This is a genomic window from Microcystis sp. M20BS1, assembly GCF_020245305.1.
Lineage (GTDB): Bacteria > Cyanobacteriota > Cyanobacteriia > Cyanobacteriales > Microcystaceae > Microcystis > Microcystis ichthyoblabe_A.
On the sequence record NZ_JADBUZ010000231.1, the window covers coordinates 1 to 12,940 of the forward strand.

The following is a 12,940-nucleotide window of genomic DNA, read 5'->3' on the forward strand; positions in this document are numbered from 1 at the left end:
AAAAAGACAGGACATTCTAGAATTAATTGAGACAATTCTCATTTATAAATTGCCCAAATTAAACCGTAAGGAGATAGAAAAAATGTTTAGTTTAAGTGATTTAAGAGAAACTAAAGTCTATCAAGAAGCTTTAGAGGAAGGCCGAGAGGAAGGCAAAGAAGAAGGTAAAGAGGAAGGCAAAGACGAAAAAGCTCGACAAATTGCCCTAAAAATGCTATCTGCTGGCTTTCCTGTCCCAGAAATCGCCCGATTTACCGATTTATCCCCCGCAACTATCGAGGAATTACAAAGACAAAACGCTCACGATGTTTGATAATATTTGTAAATTTATCGCCGAAAACTTCTCCGATGATCTAGCCACTTGGTTGTTGGGTTCTCCCCTCTCCTTAACCGTCCTCGACCCGACGGAATTACAATTAGACCCCATTCGTGCCGATTCTCTGATTTTTTTGCAGTCAGAGCATTTAATTCTCCATACCGAATTTCAAACCGATCCCGACTCCAAAATTCCTTTCCGAATGCTTGATTATCGCATTCGCGTCTATCGTCGTCATCCCCAAAAACAAATGCGTCAAGTGGTAATTTATCTGCGACGCAGTGATTCCCCCCTAGTACAAGAAAATACCTTCCGTCTGGGGGAAACCTTTCATTCCTTCCAAGTCATCCGTCTTTGGGAAGAAAATACACCACAATTTTTCCATCATCCCGGTTTATTACCCTTTGCCGTCCTCAGCAATACCGATGACCCTGAACAGGTGTTAAGTCTGGTGTCCCGTTCTTTAGAAACTATCTCCCAAAAACAGGTGCAAAGCAATCTCGCTGCCGCTACCAGCATTCTCGCCGGGTTAGTATTAAATCGAGAGACGATTAAAAAAATCCTTCGGAGTGACATTATGAGAGAATCCGTCATCTATCAAGATATTTTAGAGGAAGGCAGAGAGGAAGGGGAAGAAAAGGGACTACAAAAAGGTAAAGAGGAAAAAGCTCGACAAATTGCCCTAAAAATGCTATCTGCTGGCTTTTCTATCCCAGAAATCGCCCAATTTACCGATTTATCCCCCGCAACTATCGAGGAATTACAATCGAGAGACGATAAAAAAAATCCTTCGGAGTGACATTATGAGAGAATCCGTCATCTATCAAGATATTTTAGAGGAAGGCGAGGAAAAAGGACTACAAAAGGGCAAAGACGAAAAAGCTCGACAAATTGCCCTAAAAATGCTATCTGCTGGGTTTCCTGTCCCAGAAATCGCCCAATTTACCGATTTATCCCCCGACGCGATCGAGCAATTACAACCGAGAGAAGATCAGAAATATCTTTCGGAGTAGGATTATGGGAGAATCCGTCATCTATCAAGAAATTCTCGAAGAAAATGAGCGAGAAGGTTGACAATTTAGAAATTATCCGAAATAAGCTCGATAAATCGGGGGTCTTGACGAATTTTATCGAAGTCAGAATCTTTTTTCGCCTGTTCTCTATCACTGGGTCTTAATTGAATCGCCTTGGCGAGATATTCGACCGCTAAAGGAATATTATCCTGAATAGCGTAGTAGCAGGCTAGGTTGTAGTTTGTATTAGGGTGGTTTGGATTAATGGCTAGGGCTTTTTGTAAAATTTGTTCTACTTCCTCATATTGTCCTAAGCAAGTTAGAGAAGCGGCATAGACATTCCAAAAATCAATTGTTTGATTGTCTTTGTTTTTATACTGCTGACAAGTTTCAACAATTAAATGGAATTGCTGATTTCCAATATCTTGATGACCTAATTTTTTTAAAAGTATTGCTTTATTGAAGATTGCTTCAATGTAGTCCGCTTTAAGCTTAATCGCCTCATCATAGGCGGCGATCGCTTCTTCATACCTTCCTAAATTTCCTAGACAAGCGCCTTTACTATACCAAGCGGCCTCATAATCAGGTTTCAATCGAATGGCTTCCTCGTAAGCAGACAGCGCCTCTTCATATCTTCCTAAATTCGCTAGTTGATTTCCTTTACCAAGCCAAGCAACTTCATAATCAGGTTTCAATTTAATCGCCTGATTACAAGCAGACAGCGCCTCTTCATACCTACCTAAATTTGCTAGTTGATTTCCTTTACCAAGCCAAGCAACTTCATAATCAGGTTTCAATTTAATCGCCTGATTACAAGCAGATAGCGCCTCTTCATACCTACCTAAATTTGCTAGTTGATTTCCTTTATTATGCCAAGCGGCTTCATAATCAGGTTTCAATCGAATGGCTTCATCGTAAGCAGACAGCGCCTCTTCATATCTTCCTAAATTCGCTAGTTGATTTCCTTTATTAAGCCAAGCGGCTTCATAATCAGGTTTCAATCGAATGGCTTCTTCATAAGCAGACAGCGCCTCTTCATACCTCCCTAAATTTGCTAGTTGATTTCCTTTATTATGCCAAGCGGCTTCATAATCAGGTTTCAATCGAATGGCTTCTTCATAAGCAGACAGCGCCTCTTCATATCTTCCTAAATCCTCTAGTTGATTACCTTTACCAAGCCAAGCGGCTTCATAATCAGGTTTCAATCGAATGGCTTCTTGGTAAGCAGACAGCGCCTCTTCATACCTCTTTAAATTTCCAAATATAAGTCCTTTATTGTACCAAGCGTAATCATAATCGGGTTTAAATCGAATGGCTTCCTCGTAAGCAGACAGTGCCTCTTCATACATTTTCAGATAATACAGACTGTTCCCACGCATCAATTGAAAAGTTTCATCTTCAGGAAAATATTTAACTAGAGCATCATAGCCCCGCAACGATTCTGTATAGTTTTGCTTATCGTACAACTTATTGCTCACCTTATCCAGCGCCTCTTTGACCTCGACGGGAAATCGGTCTAACAGGGCTAAAAATAACCCGAGTAGCTTTTCCAAATAATCCTCTAGACTCAGTAACTCCCCCTTTCCCTCGATCTGCCCATCGCGGGGGGATAAAATTCCCTCCCTCGCTTCTAATTTTTCTAAGGCCTTTTTAATCCGCCACTGATAGCGAACTTTTTGCCAGCGATTTCCCCGGACTAACATCAACGCGACTCGCTCCACCACAAACGCCTTTAGGGGGATATTCGCCTGTTGTAATAAATAAACAGCGTCGTATAACTCTTTAGCCAAAGGCTCTAACTTAAACGCGTCTTGATAACACTTTTCCCAAGATCCCCGGAGAGTATCCTTAAAATTTTCTCGACTTAGGGACAAAGAACGACCCTCCTGACTGTCGCCAGCCAGTAAAATTTCAAAATTGTTCACCAGATTTTGAAATGTTCCGTCATTACACCCTGCGATCTCTTCCGGGGGGCATTCCAGTTGAATTCCCGTAAGATTCGACACTCTTTCTAACCAGGACGCGACCGCCTGATTTTCCGGTTTGGGTAATCGATAGCGCGTAAACCGGCGCCAGAGGGGGTATCGCTCCCATTGCAACATCTCCCATGGGCTAACCAATCTGGGATCATCGCTGACGGTTTCATCTCTAGCGGTCGCCAAAACCTTGATCCGCCTATCGGGAATATAAAAGCGATCGCAATGATCCAGCGCCGCCAATAATCGTTCTTGTAACGGTCGGTCGGTCGGCAAGGATTGCTCTTCTGTCGCTCGATTTTCCCGAGTCGGTTGACTGCGCCTCATTTGAATATGCAAATCGTCAAACACAAAAAGCACATTTCTTCGCACATCTTGAAACTGTTCTTGAGGAAAGCGATCTCCCTCCAAGATACCGGTGAAGACCATTACCGTCCAACCCCGACGGCTGAAACGGTGAGCGACTTCCGCCATCTCTCTCGTTTTACCGATCCCAGTCGGTCCCGTAATGATCACCCACTTGTCATCATTTAAAAACTTTATTATTTCAGCTAAATGGTTGATATCCAGTTCCCGATCTTGAAGGGGAATATCCCAGTCAATCAGGCTAGGATAGAGATATTCTGCCCTCTCCCGTCCAAAGATCGCGGGAAATACATCCTGGTTTGGACGCACGACTCTAAAGGGCAAGCTATCGCCTGCGATTCTTGCGCGGCGCCGTTTTTGCTGTTTTTCGCGCCACCAATTCAGCCCCGTCAAGCCAAAGCCGGAAAAGGCAGTGGTTAAGAGTAGGTTCACCGGATCTTTATGGACGTTATAAAACTCCCAAAGTATCCGGGCCGCATTAACGACGGGATCGAGCATAAGCTGTGTGCCTTAACTTAAGCTAAATTGTAAAATCAGGGTTTCACTTTAGGACAAAATCAGGTTAAATGTCGATTTGATCCCAAAAAAGCCCCAATTTTCTCCACGGCAGCCTCTAGAATATCGGGATCGTGAACTAAGGCAAAACGCACATAACCCTCACCACCCTTACCAAAACCGGAACCGGGAGAGACCGCGACACCGGTTTGGGCCACCAATTGCCGACAAAAATCGACGGAATTACCCGCCCAACTGGGGGGAATTTTCGCCCAAACGTACATAGTGGCGGCCGGAGTGGAAACAGGCCAACCGATGCGATTTAGGGCATTAATAAACACATCCCGGCGTTTTTGGAAGATAGCGACGGTTTCCTTGACCGAATCTTGATTACCGGTTAAAGCAGCGATCGCACCGTTGAGAATGCCCAAATACTGATTAAAATCAACCATGGCTTTAATCTGTCGCAAAGCCATAATTAACTGCGGGTTGCCAATGGCGAAACCGATGCGAAAACCGCCCATATTATAGGACTTGGAAAAGGTAAAAAACTCGATCGAATTAGTTTTATCTCGATCGGCCTGTAAAATTGACGGGGGGGGCGATGTTCCCTCAAAAAAGATGTCTAGATAGGGAAAATCGTGGATTAAGACTAAATTATGCTGACGGCAAAAATCAACCGCTTTTTGAAAAAATGCCAAAGGTGCGATCGCTGTGGTGGGATTATGGGGATAACTCAAGACCATCAGCTTCGATTGTGCCAGCACTAGGTCAGGAATGTCCTCTAAAACTGGCAGAAAGTCATTTTTTGCCAAAATTGGCATTCCGTAGATTTGACCGCCTGCAAGGGCAACACCGCCCAAATGGGAGGGATAACCCGGATCGAGGAGTAGGGCAAAATCTCCGGGATTGAGAAGGGCCAAAGGTAGATGGGCCGTGCCTTCCTGAGAACCAATTAGGGGTAAAACCTCCGTTTCTGGATCGATGGGAACACCAAAGCGATCGCTATACCAGTTAGCGGCAGTTATTCGGAAGTCTCTGGTCCCATTATGGAGTAAATAGCCGTGGGTGTGAGGATCGTGGAGAGATCGCTCAATAGCATCGACAACGTGGGGAGCAGCCCCAAGATCGGAGGAACCGAGCGAAAGATCGATAATGATATTACCCGCTTCTCTACTGGCAGCTTTTGCCCGATCCATATCGGCAAAAACGTTGGATTGGAGTGCCTGTAAGCGGTGTGCTAGGGTTAAGTTATTCATAACCACAGATACCTAATTAGCTGACATAGGTATCGATAAAAGATTGTAATTGTTGTTTGCCGATCGCCCCTTCATGAGTGGCAATAAGTTTTTTATCTTTAAAGATGCGTAAAGCGGGAACACCTTTCACATCACATTTAGCCACCGAGTTGGGGTTAGGGTCCACCTCTAGTTTAACTACTTTTAGCCGTTCGCCGTAGGTGTTGGCTACCCAATCGATCGAGGGGGATATCAGACGACACGGACCGCACCAACTCGCCCAAAAATAGACTAAAACGGGTTTTTCGACCTCAAAAACCTCTTGGTCAAACTTCTGATCGCTAATGACAGTTACGCTACTCACAGTATTTATTTCCTCGCCATCGTTACTGATCATCATAGAGGTTCTGGGTACTTTTCGGCAATTATCCAGTTCCACAGTTCCTCAAACATGAGGATCGAAGACATCGCGTAAACCATCACCGATAAAATTAATACTTAACACCGTGATCACGATAGCTAGAGCGGGAAAAATGACCAAATGGGGGGCAGTTGTCAAGTAATCTTTAGCTTTAAATAACATTTGTCCCCAAGTCGGCACATCGGGGGGGAAACCCAAACCCAAAAAACTCAGGGTTGACTCGGTAATAATCGCATTACCCACGGCTAAAGTGGCCGCCACGATAATCATTCCCAAAACATTAGGTAATAAATGCACCCAGATTAAACGGAAAGGAGTGGCCCCCAAAGCAATCGCAGCCGAGATAAACTCCATCTCTCGTAATTTTAAGAAATTTCCCCGCACCAATCTGGCCACCGACATCCAATTTAAACCCCCGATCACCAAAACCACGAGGATAAAAATACCCGTTTCCGGTCCGGCGATTTTCTTGATACTATCGCGAAATAGATAGACAATCAGTAAAAGTAGGGGTAATTGGGGCAAAGATAGGAATAAATCCGTTAATCGCATCAATAAGCCATCGATCGCCCCCCCGTAAAACCCGGAAATAGCCCCGATCGCTGTCCCCAGAATCATCGCGACTATCATAGCAGCAATGCCCACCGCTAGGGAAATTCGACCCCCCACCAAAATCCTCGCCAATTGATCCTGGCCTAGATCATTAGTGCCGAAAAGATGTTTTAAACTAGGGGGAGCAGTGGTTTGACTAAAATCAATGGTATCGATGGGGACCCGATAAAAAATCGGACCGAATAGGACGGCAAGAATAATTATAATTAATGCGATCGCTCCTATTGTTGCCAGGGGATCTCGGTAAAAACGTCGCCAAGTATCGATAATTGCAGAAGACAGGAGAGACATAAGCTGTTAAGTGTTTAAATTACTTTTTGAGACGAGGCACTCTTGCATTAGGGGAGATTCCGCTAATCTAAGAATAAACGGTTTAAATGAGTCTTTTTAGTCTGCTGTATTTTAGGTAAAATCTCAAGATGAGTCCCTTTATTGAAGGAACCGTTGTGTTATAGTATAACTCAAGTTCAGAAAATAGAGAGTAAAACTATGACTGTTAAAGAACTTATTCAAACAGCAATTGATAATTTACCTGAAGAACAACTAGATGAACTTTATCAATTAATTAAAAATTTCACCGCCAGCAAAAACAACTTATTAGAAGAAAAACCATCCTTATTCAAACGTCATTTTCCAGTGGAGAATATGGTGGGTAAAGCTAAAATACTAGGTGATATGGTCAGTCCTATTGTAGATGAAGAAGATTGGGAATGTCTGAAGTAATTGTGCTTGATACTCATATTTGGTTGTGGTTAATAAATGGCAATTTTGACAGATTTCCCGAGCATTGGCTAGAAAAATTTGAGTTAGCAGAATCTCTCGGAGTTTCCCCCATTTCTTGCTATAAAATAGCCCTTGCTAACCAACGGGGGAGATTAGAATTAAGTTATCCCCTTCAAGAGTGGATTCAACAAGCTTTAACAGTAGCTAAAATAGATATATTTTCAATTACCCCCGAAATTGCCATTAGAGCCGTTAATTTATCTCCCATTCACAAAGATCCTTTTGACCGTATTATTATGGCTACAGCCTTAGCATACGGGGCAAAACTGGCTAGTATTGATAACTTATTTTCTAAATATGTTGAAATCAAAGATCATCTCATGGAGAGAGGGAAATAGTGATAAGTAAGAGGACAAAATCAACAGATGATTAAAATTTACACGGAAATCGAACGGGGGCAAAATTGGTTAGAGCGCCATCAAAAATCTTCTCCGATATTTGCCCTAGTTTTAGGTTTTACCGAGACGGGATTAATCCCCGGAATCTCCACCGCTGGTGCTACCCCGGAAGATAGAAAATATACAGCGATCGCCGATGCCGAATTTATCGTTAAAGGAGTTTCACCCCATCCCCGTTATCCCTTACCCCCCCTAACGGTGGGAGCCTCTCCTGCCTATATTACCCGCGCCGTGGTGGAAAAATTAGCCATTCCCGTCCTCGTTTTTAACGCCGGTTTACCCTTGCCCCCGGCCGTCGATTATATCGAACTGGGGGGACAACCGGCCCGTTGTCTCTCCACCGGCCGCGCCCTAGATTTCGACATAGTAAAACACCTGTTCGCCCAAGGACTAACCTGGGGCGAAAAACTAGCCCGCCAGTCTAGTTATCTAATTATCGGCGAGTGTGTGGTCGGTGGCACCACCACCGCCCTCGCCATCCTCACCGGATTGGGTTATCGAGCCAACGGCAAAGTTAACAGCAGCCATCCCCAGTGCAATCATGCTCAGAAACAGGCAATAGTTGAGCAGGGATTAGCCGGAAAAGAAATTTTTGATCCTTTTGAGGTAATCGCCGCCCTAGGCGATCCTCAGCAGATTTTCGTCGCTGGCATGGCCATCGCCGCCAGTGGGCAGGGTGGGGTACTTCTCGCCGGAGGAACCCAAATGTTAGCCGTTTCTGCCCTAATTCAAGCTCTAGTGGCTAAATATGCCTATCCGGTTAACTGGGAAAATATCATCGTCGGCACAACTCGTTGGGTAGCGGAAGATAAAACAGGGGATACGGTGGGATTAGCCAGCCTGATCGGAAAAATACCCCTATTAGCCACACAATTAAACTTTTCCGCCTCTAAATACCCGGTTTTGCAAGCTTATGAACAGGGTTTCGTCAAGGAAGGAGTCGGTGCGGGGGGATGTGCGATCGCTGCTTATCTGTACCAGAATTGGACTAATCAAGATTTGGTCAAGGCGATCGAAAATTTAATCGGGTTTCAACTATAGTAGTTATAGTCATTTCAGATAAGTCTGATACAGTCTAGACCGACAAAATTCTTCAAAACCCTTATGAACTCTGGGATTGATATTCTCAATTTTAATTGAAATGACTATAAGTGATTGGCTACGTTTACCGATTACGAGAATTTAAGGTGTATTAAGCTACGTTAACACACCCCAAATTTATCTATATTTAACCGATAACATCTTCCGATTTAATCAGATGCGCTTCTAGGAACCAGAGACGTTTATCGATGTCTCGGGAGATTTCCGTATAGAGATCTGCTGTGTCGGCATCCCCTTGATTGCCAGTAGTATCAATCGCAGAACGAAGATGGGCGGCGTATAATGCATAACGTTCGGCTAAAGCAACGATATGTTCACTACCATCGACGATATCAGCCGGATATTCCGGCAGAATCGAGTTAGCGGCAGCGATGCGCGCTGTTCCCAAAGCGGTTCCACCTAAAGCGGTAATCCGTTCTGCTACCATGTCCCCATAGCCTTCTAATTCCGTGGCCATTTCGTCGAATAGGCTGTGCAATTGGTAGAAATTTAAACCTTTTACATTCCAGTGGGCTTGTTTAACCTGAGTTTTTAGGTCTAAACTAGCGGCAAGGGTTTGGCTTAGGATTTCAACAATAGCTTTGCGGATATCTAATGCTAAATCGATACGAGTGGCGTAGTATTGTCCCGTGGTTTTGGTTTTGACTGGAATGGCTACCATAATCTTTCTCCTTGATCAGTTAACAGAATACTCGATAATTTTTGTGGGTGCATAAGGGACTGATTTTGATCCTATTGGACGTTGATAATAAACTGAAAAACGGCCAATTAATTCGGAAAACAAGTAGCTGATAACTGATACTTCCAATGCGCTCAGTACAAGTAACGGCTCGAATCAGCGGCATCAGACAACCTTGAACTGAGCATCAGCAGCCTTCGTCCGTCTGCTGCACTCGAATTGTCAGACCTCTCTTATCGCTCATCTCATGCCAGAAACAAATTCTTGTACCGTAATTCCAGCAGTACGAATAAGACTACGAAGCGTACCCTTTGCCACTTCACGATGATCAGGAACAGAGAGTGTTACCTGTTCGCCCTCCTTAACCATGATAATATGGCTGGCACTTTGACGCGCAACTTGCCAGCCGAAGGTTTCAAATACTCGGACTACCTCACGTCCGCTGAGAACAGGAAGAGCAGAGGACATGATTAGGCCATTACCTCTACTTGGTGAGTTTCAATCGTTAGGGGTAGCCCACGTTCTGCACGAACTTGAAGGCAGGCGATAATTGCATCTCTGATATTTTCAAGAGCTTCTGCTCTCGTTTTACCTTGGCTGACACAACCCGGAATGCTGGGGCATTCTACAACCCAAACTCCATCTTCGTCACGGTCAAGTGTTACAGTCAACTTCATAAGTTTTCACCACAATCTCCCCGCTTATAGTTTACCTCGTGTTCTCACCTACCTATTAGTGGATGACAAGAACCTTCAGTAATCAAAGCTACATCAAGGAAGATACCGAATTGGGTTTTGCCCACCTTCAGCAAACTCAACCCAATTTACGGATGTTGCCCCTATGTACTGAACATGAGTTAATCGAATGTCGTATCGACCTTCCCTGTCTGCTGGCTCTGCACCAGCATGGTTCGCTATGTACAAATTATTCGCATTATTCTCATCATCACGATGATAAAGAATAATACGGTCAACTTCACGATTGGGATCGATCTTCCACTGACCCGTTGAACCAGTGTTGTCATCGTGGAGAACAAAGTGTTTTCCCTCTGTAAAGATAACGACTACCTTTTCATTTGGCTTTATGAAGTCACGGGCTTTCACAAAATCAGCAATTCTCATACTTGTGAGGCACAAAGTTTCTGGTTTTAGTTAGGGAACAGGCAACAGATGGTGTACTTTATAAGACTGAGAAACGCTATAAATGATTAACGAAATACATCAGACTACAATCACACCCAACAAAAAAGCTCTAACTTGCCCGGGCAAAACCTCTCACAGATATCTCTCCAGTTGCAATGGAAAGATAACGGCTCTTCTCGACTTTGTGTGATAATTTTTGCTTATGGAATCGTGAAATGCTTATCGGGTAACACTTTTAGGACTATTTTGTCGAAGAAACTATCAGTATAGACCTCGTTTCCACACAGAAACCAGAAGAGCCAGATAACTTGAGGTCTAACTGATTGATTATGCTCCTAAATGAGCCGCTAATTCTTCCGAACCGCCAATTAATTGGCCGTTAATGAAGACTTGTGGGGTGGTGGTATTACCACTCATAGCCCGCAGAGAACGACTGGTGGCATCGCGTCCGAGGATAATTTCTTCGTATTGTAGGCCTTTTTCTTCTAACATTTTCTTGGCCCGGAGGCAGTAGGGACAGCCCACTTTCGAGAAAAGAGAGACTAAAGGCGGTTTTTTGGCTTCTGGGTTGATGTAGTGTAACATCGTTTCCGCATCGGAGACTTTGAAAGGATCTCCCGGTTCTTCCGGTTCGATGAACATTTTCTCGATAACACCATCTTTGACTAGCATCGAATAGCGCCAAGAACGTTTACCGAAACCTAAGTCAGCTTTATCGACTAACATCCCCATTCCTGCGCTAAATTCGCCGTTACCGTCGGGAATTAAGACGACATTATCACATTCTTGATCTTTTGCCCACTCGTTCATGACAAAGGTATCATTCACCGACAAGCAAACAATAGCATCTACGCCATTTTCCCGAAAAACAGGGGCTAATTCGTTATATCCAGGTAAATGGGAGGTGGAACAGGTGGGAGTGAATGCCCCGGGTAAGGCAAAAAGAACAACGGTTTTTCCTTTGAATAATTCCTCGCTGGTGATGTTCACCCATTGATTATTTTGACGTACAGGAAAGGTGACATCGGGAACTCTCTGTCCTTCTCGGTTTGGTAGCATAATCTTCAACTCCTAATTACTAAGTCGTACTCATTTCGAGTTTGTCTAAATTAAGTGTACTCATAACGACTACGAGTTGTCAACAAGTATTTATACTTAAATTAGGAGATAGGAGATAGGAGATAGGAGATAGGAGAATGGGAAATAGACAAAAGGCAGTAATATTGATTAGTTAATTTACCTAACCCCCCACACCCAACACCCAACCCTTTTTTTACTGAAAAATGATGTTTTCCTTCCTGAAAAAAAGCTATAAATGGCTAGGACTAGCGATAATAACGGTGATTTTGGCGATTACACCCGCCGTCATTGCCCAATCAACCACTAGCACCATACCTCTGGCAAAAATTAACTGGTTACAGGCGATTTTTTTGGGATTTGTGCAGGGAGTGACGGAATTTTTGCCGATTAGCAGTACCGCTCATCTAAAAGCGATTCCCGTCTTTTTGGGTTGGGGAGATCCCGGTGTCACCTATACAGCAGTGATTCAATTGGGCAGTATTGCGGCGGTATTGTCCTATTTTTGGCAGGATTTAAGGCAAATATCCACGGGAATGGTGAAAGCGGTGGCTAGTTCCGATTATCGTTCCCAGGATTTTCGTTTAGCCGTGGGGATTATCCTAGGCACAATTCCGATCGTTTTCTTCGGTTTGTTAATGAAACTTTTCATTCCCGATTTAGATAATTCCCCCCTGAGAAGCATGACAGCGATCGCCAGTGCCTCCATAGTCATGGCTTTACTCTTAGGTACGTCCGAAAAAATCGGGAAACATAAACGCAGTTTTGAGACTTTGCGACAAAAAGACGGGGTTTTAATGGGATTAGCCCAAGCTTTAGCCCTCATACCGGGGGTATCTCGTTCTGGGTCCACCTTAACTGCCGGGTTATTCATGGGTTTAGAAAGGGCCGTAGCGGCGCGATTTTCCTTCCTGTTGGGGATTCCGGCGATAACTTTAGCCGGTTTAGTGGAATTTAAAGGAGTTCTCGACCAGATTAACACCAGTGAATTAATTCCCCTCGCTATTGGGGTAATTTCCTCGGCGATATTTTCCTATCTTTCGATCGCTTGGTTATTAGATTATCTCAAAAAACAGAGTACCTGGGTTTTCGTCTGGTATCGTCTCTTTTTCGGGGTTACTATCCTGATTGGTGTAGCCTTGAGGCGTTTTTCCTGACCTTTTGGCATTCTAATTAGGGTTTGCTGAATAATGGTAAAAACCTTACAGGAAAGGGCTTTTAGCTTGATTGAGAGCTTCCCAAATGCACTTAAATCTGCTAGAATCTCTTAAAACCCTTGCATCACCCTTGCATCTTCTCTAATTAGTGCTAATGTACCGTAAA

16 protein-coding genes are annotated in these 12,940 nt (G+C 43.9%); 7 read left to right on the forward strand and 9 right to left on the reverse strand.

All coding sequences use genetic code 11. The features are described from left to right. The 3 genes from IM507_RS21820 to IM507_RS21830 form a co-directional block, all read left to right on the forward strand. A partial coding sequence (locus IM507_RS21820; RefSeq protein WP_287637744.1) for a DUF2887 domain-containing protein occupies positions 1–313 on the forward strand: 313 nt, incomplete at its 5' end. Beyond that, the gene (locus IM507_RS21825; protein ID WP_002739057.1) at positions 306–1,115 is read left to right on the forward strand and encodes an Rpn family recombination-promoting nuclease/putative transposase; all 810 of its coding nucleotides are present in this window, start codon (positions 306–308) and stop codon (positions 1,113–1,115) included. The genes IM507_RS21820 and IM507_RS21825, both read left to right, overlap by 8 nt. A gap of 4 nt (positions 1,116–1,119) precedes the next feature. After that, complete coding sequence (locus IM507_RS21830; RefSeq protein ID WP_069474200.1) at positions 1,120–1,329, forward strand: hypothetical protein; 210 nt, start codon at positions 1,120–1,122, stop codon at positions 1,327–1,329. A 65-nt stretch (positions 1,330–1,394) separates the two neighbouring features. On the opposite strand, the gene IM507_RS21835 is transcribed toward IM507_RS21830, so the two are convergent. From IM507_RS21835 to IM507_RS21850, 4 genes are read right to left on the reverse strand one after another with little or no spacing between them, the layout of a single operon-like run. After that, positions 1,395–4,169 (reverse strand): tetratricopeptide repeat protein, encoded by a 2,775-nt coding sequence (locus IM507_RS21835; protein ID WP_287637745.1) that lies wholly within the window; start codon positions 4,167–4,169, stop codon positions 1,395–1,397. Between the two features lie 59 nt (positions 4,170–4,228). Beyond that, on the reverse strand, positions 4,229–5,425 hold the full coding sequence (locus IM507_RS21840; protein WP_123231230.1) for an LL-diaminopimelate aminotransferase: 1,197 nt from the start codon (positions 5,423–5,425) through the stop codon (positions 4,229–4,231). A gap of 16 nt (positions 5,426–5,441) precedes the next feature. Next, positions 5,442–5,804, reverse strand: a complete 363-nt coding sequence (locus IM507_RS21845) for a thioredoxin family protein (protein WP_002774854.1) — start codon at positions 5,802–5,804, stop codon at positions 5,442–5,444. 45 nt (positions 5,805–5,849) lie between these two features. Next, complete coding sequence (locus tag IM507_RS21850) at positions 5,850–6,728, reverse strand: ABC transporter permease (RefSeq protein ID WP_002774855.1); 879 nt, start codon at positions 6,726–6,728, stop codon at positions 5,850–5,852. A gap of 198 nt (positions 6,729–6,926) precedes the next feature. Between IM507_RS21850 and IM507_RS21855 the strand changes: the two genes are divergently transcribed. Genes IM507_RS21855 through cobT form a run of 3 tightly spaced genes read left to right on the forward strand, consistent with a single transcriptional unit; the run spans position 6,927 to position 8,659 of the window. Further along, the gene (locus IM507_RS21855) at positions 6,927–7,160 is read left to right on the forward strand and encodes a hypothetical protein (protein WP_002739069.1); all 234 of its coding nucleotides are present in this window, start codon (positions 6,927–6,929) and stop codon (positions 7,158–7,160) included. Continuing rightward, the gene (locus tag IM507_RS21860) at positions 7,148–7,558 is read left to right on the forward strand and encodes a type II toxin-antitoxin system VapC family toxin (RefSeq protein ID WP_287637746.1); all 411 of its coding nucleotides are present in this window, start codon (positions 7,148–7,150) and stop codon (positions 7,556–7,558) included. The genes IM507_RS21855 and IM507_RS21860 overlap by 13 nt, the downstream gene beginning before the upstream one ends. A 27-nt stretch (positions 7,559–7,585) precedes the next feature. After that, on the forward strand, positions 7,586–8,659 hold the full coding sequence (cobT, locus tag IM507_RS21865) for a nicotinate mononucleotide-dependent phosphoribosyltransferase CobT (RefSeq protein ID WP_287637747.1): 1,074 nt from the start codon (positions 7,586–7,588) through the stop codon (positions 8,657–8,659). Between the two features lie 187 nt (positions 8,660–8,846). Here the strand turns inward: cobT and dps are convergent, their stop codons facing one another. The 5 genes from dps to IM507_RS21890 all read right to left on the reverse strand — a co-directional run bounded on the left by dps (position 8,847) and on the right by IM507_RS21890 (position 11,599). Further along, complete coding sequence (dps, locus tag IM507_RS21870) at positions 8,847–9,380, reverse strand: DNA starvation/stationary phase protection protein Dps (protein ID WP_123231233.1); 534 nt, start codon at positions 9,378–9,380, stop codon at positions 8,847–8,849. A 258-nt stretch (positions 9,381–9,638) separates the two neighbouring features. After that, positions 9,639–9,866: a type II toxin-antitoxin system HicA family toxin gene (locus tag IM507_RS21875; RefSeq protein ID WP_002739431.1), complete on the reverse strand. Its 228-nt coding sequence runs from the start codon at positions 9,864–9,866 to the stop codon at positions 9,639–9,641. Positions 9,867–9,868: 2 nt separating this feature from the next. After that, entirely contained in the window at positions 9,869–10,075 is a 207-nt protein-coding gene (locus tag IM507_RS21880) for a type II toxin-antitoxin system HicB family antitoxin (RefSeq protein WP_002739432.1), read from the reverse strand. 93 nt (positions 10,076–10,168) lie between these two features. Continuing rightward, positions 10,169–10,519, reverse strand: coding sequence for a hypothetical protein (locus IM507_RS21885; RefSeq protein WP_002739434.1), 351 nt, complete (start codon positions 10,517–10,519; stop codon positions 10,169–10,171). 348 nt (positions 10,520–10,867) lie between these two features. Further along, positions 10,868–11,599 carry a glutathione peroxidase gene (locus tag IM507_RS21890; RefSeq protein WP_002738486.1) on the reverse strand — a complete coding sequence of 244 codons (732 nt, stop codon included), beginning with the start codon at positions 11,597–11,599 and terminating at the stop codon, positions 10,868–10,870. A 224-nt stretch (positions 11,600–11,823) separates the two neighbouring features. Between IM507_RS21890 and IM507_RS21895 the strand changes: the two genes are divergently transcribed. After that, entirely contained in the window at positions 11,824–12,774 is a 951-nt protein-coding gene (locus IM507_RS21895) for an undecaprenyl-diphosphate phosphatase (protein WP_069474193.1), read from the forward strand. Positions 12,775–12,940 lie beyond the last annotated feature (166 nt).

What these genes read in the sequence shown, in the direction of transcription:
- IM507_RS21825 (WP_002739057.1), top strand. Translation starts at nt 306, where the DNA reads ATGTTTGATAATATTTGTAAATTTATCGCCGAAAACTTCTCCGATGAT.
- IM507_RS21830 (WP_069474200.1), top strand. Translation starts at nt 1,120, where the DNA reads ATGAGAGAATCCGTCATCTATCAAGATATTTTAGAGGAAGGCGAGGAA.
- IM507_RS21835 (WP_287637745.1), bottom strand. Translation starts at nt 4,169, where the DNA reads ATGCTCGATCCCGTCGTTAATGCGGCCCGGATACTTTGGGAGTTTTAT.
- IM507_RS21840 (WP_123231230.1), bottom strand. Translation starts at nt 5,425, where the DNA reads ATGAATAACTTAACCCTAGCACACCGCTTACAGGCACTCCAATCCAAC.
- IM507_RS21845 (WP_002774854.1), bottom strand. Translation starts at nt 5,804, where the DNA reads ATGATGATCAGTAACGATGGCGAGGAAATAAATACTGTGAGTAGCGTA.
- IM507_RS21850 (WP_002774855.1), bottom strand. Translation starts at nt 6,728, where the DNA reads ATGTCTCTCCTGTCTTCTGCAATTATCGATACTTGGCGACGTTTTTAC.
- IM507_RS21855 (WP_002739069.1), top strand. Translation starts at nt 6,927, where the DNA reads ATGACTGTTAAAGAACTTATTCAAACAGCAATTGATAATTTACCTGAA.
- IM507_RS21860 (WP_287637746.1), top strand. Translation starts at nt 7,148, where the DNA reads ATGTCTGAAGTAATTGTGCTTGATACTCATATTTGGTTGTGGTTAATA.
- cobT (WP_287637747.1), top strand. Translation starts at nt 7,586, where the DNA reads ATGATTAAAATTTACACGGAAATCGAACGGGGGCAAAATTGGTTAGAG.
- dps (WP_123231233.1), bottom strand. Translation starts at nt 9,380, where the DNA reads ATGGTAGCCATTCCAGTCAAAACCAAAACCACGGGACAATACTACGCC.
- IM507_RS21875 (WP_002739431.1), bottom strand. Translation starts at nt 9,866, where the DNA reads ATGTCCTCTGCTCTTCCTGTTCTCAGCGGACGTGAGGTAGTCCGAGTA.
- IM507_RS21880 (WP_002739432.1), bottom strand. Translation starts at nt 10,075, where the DNA reads ATGAAGTTGACTGTAACACTTGACCGTGACGAAGATGGAGTTTGGGTT.
- IM507_RS21885 (WP_002739434.1), bottom strand. Translation starts at nt 10,519, where the DNA reads ATGAGAATTGCTGATTTTGTGAAAGCCCGTGACTTCATAAAGCCAAAT.
- IM507_RS21890 (WP_002738486.1), bottom strand. Translation starts at nt 11,599, where the DNA reads ATGCTACCAAACCGAGAAGGACAGAGAGTTCCCGATGTCACCTTTCCT.
- IM507_RS21895 (WP_069474193.1), top strand. Translation starts at nt 11,824, where the DNA reads ATGATGTTTTCCTTCCTGAAAAAAAGCTATAAATGGCTAGGACTAGCG.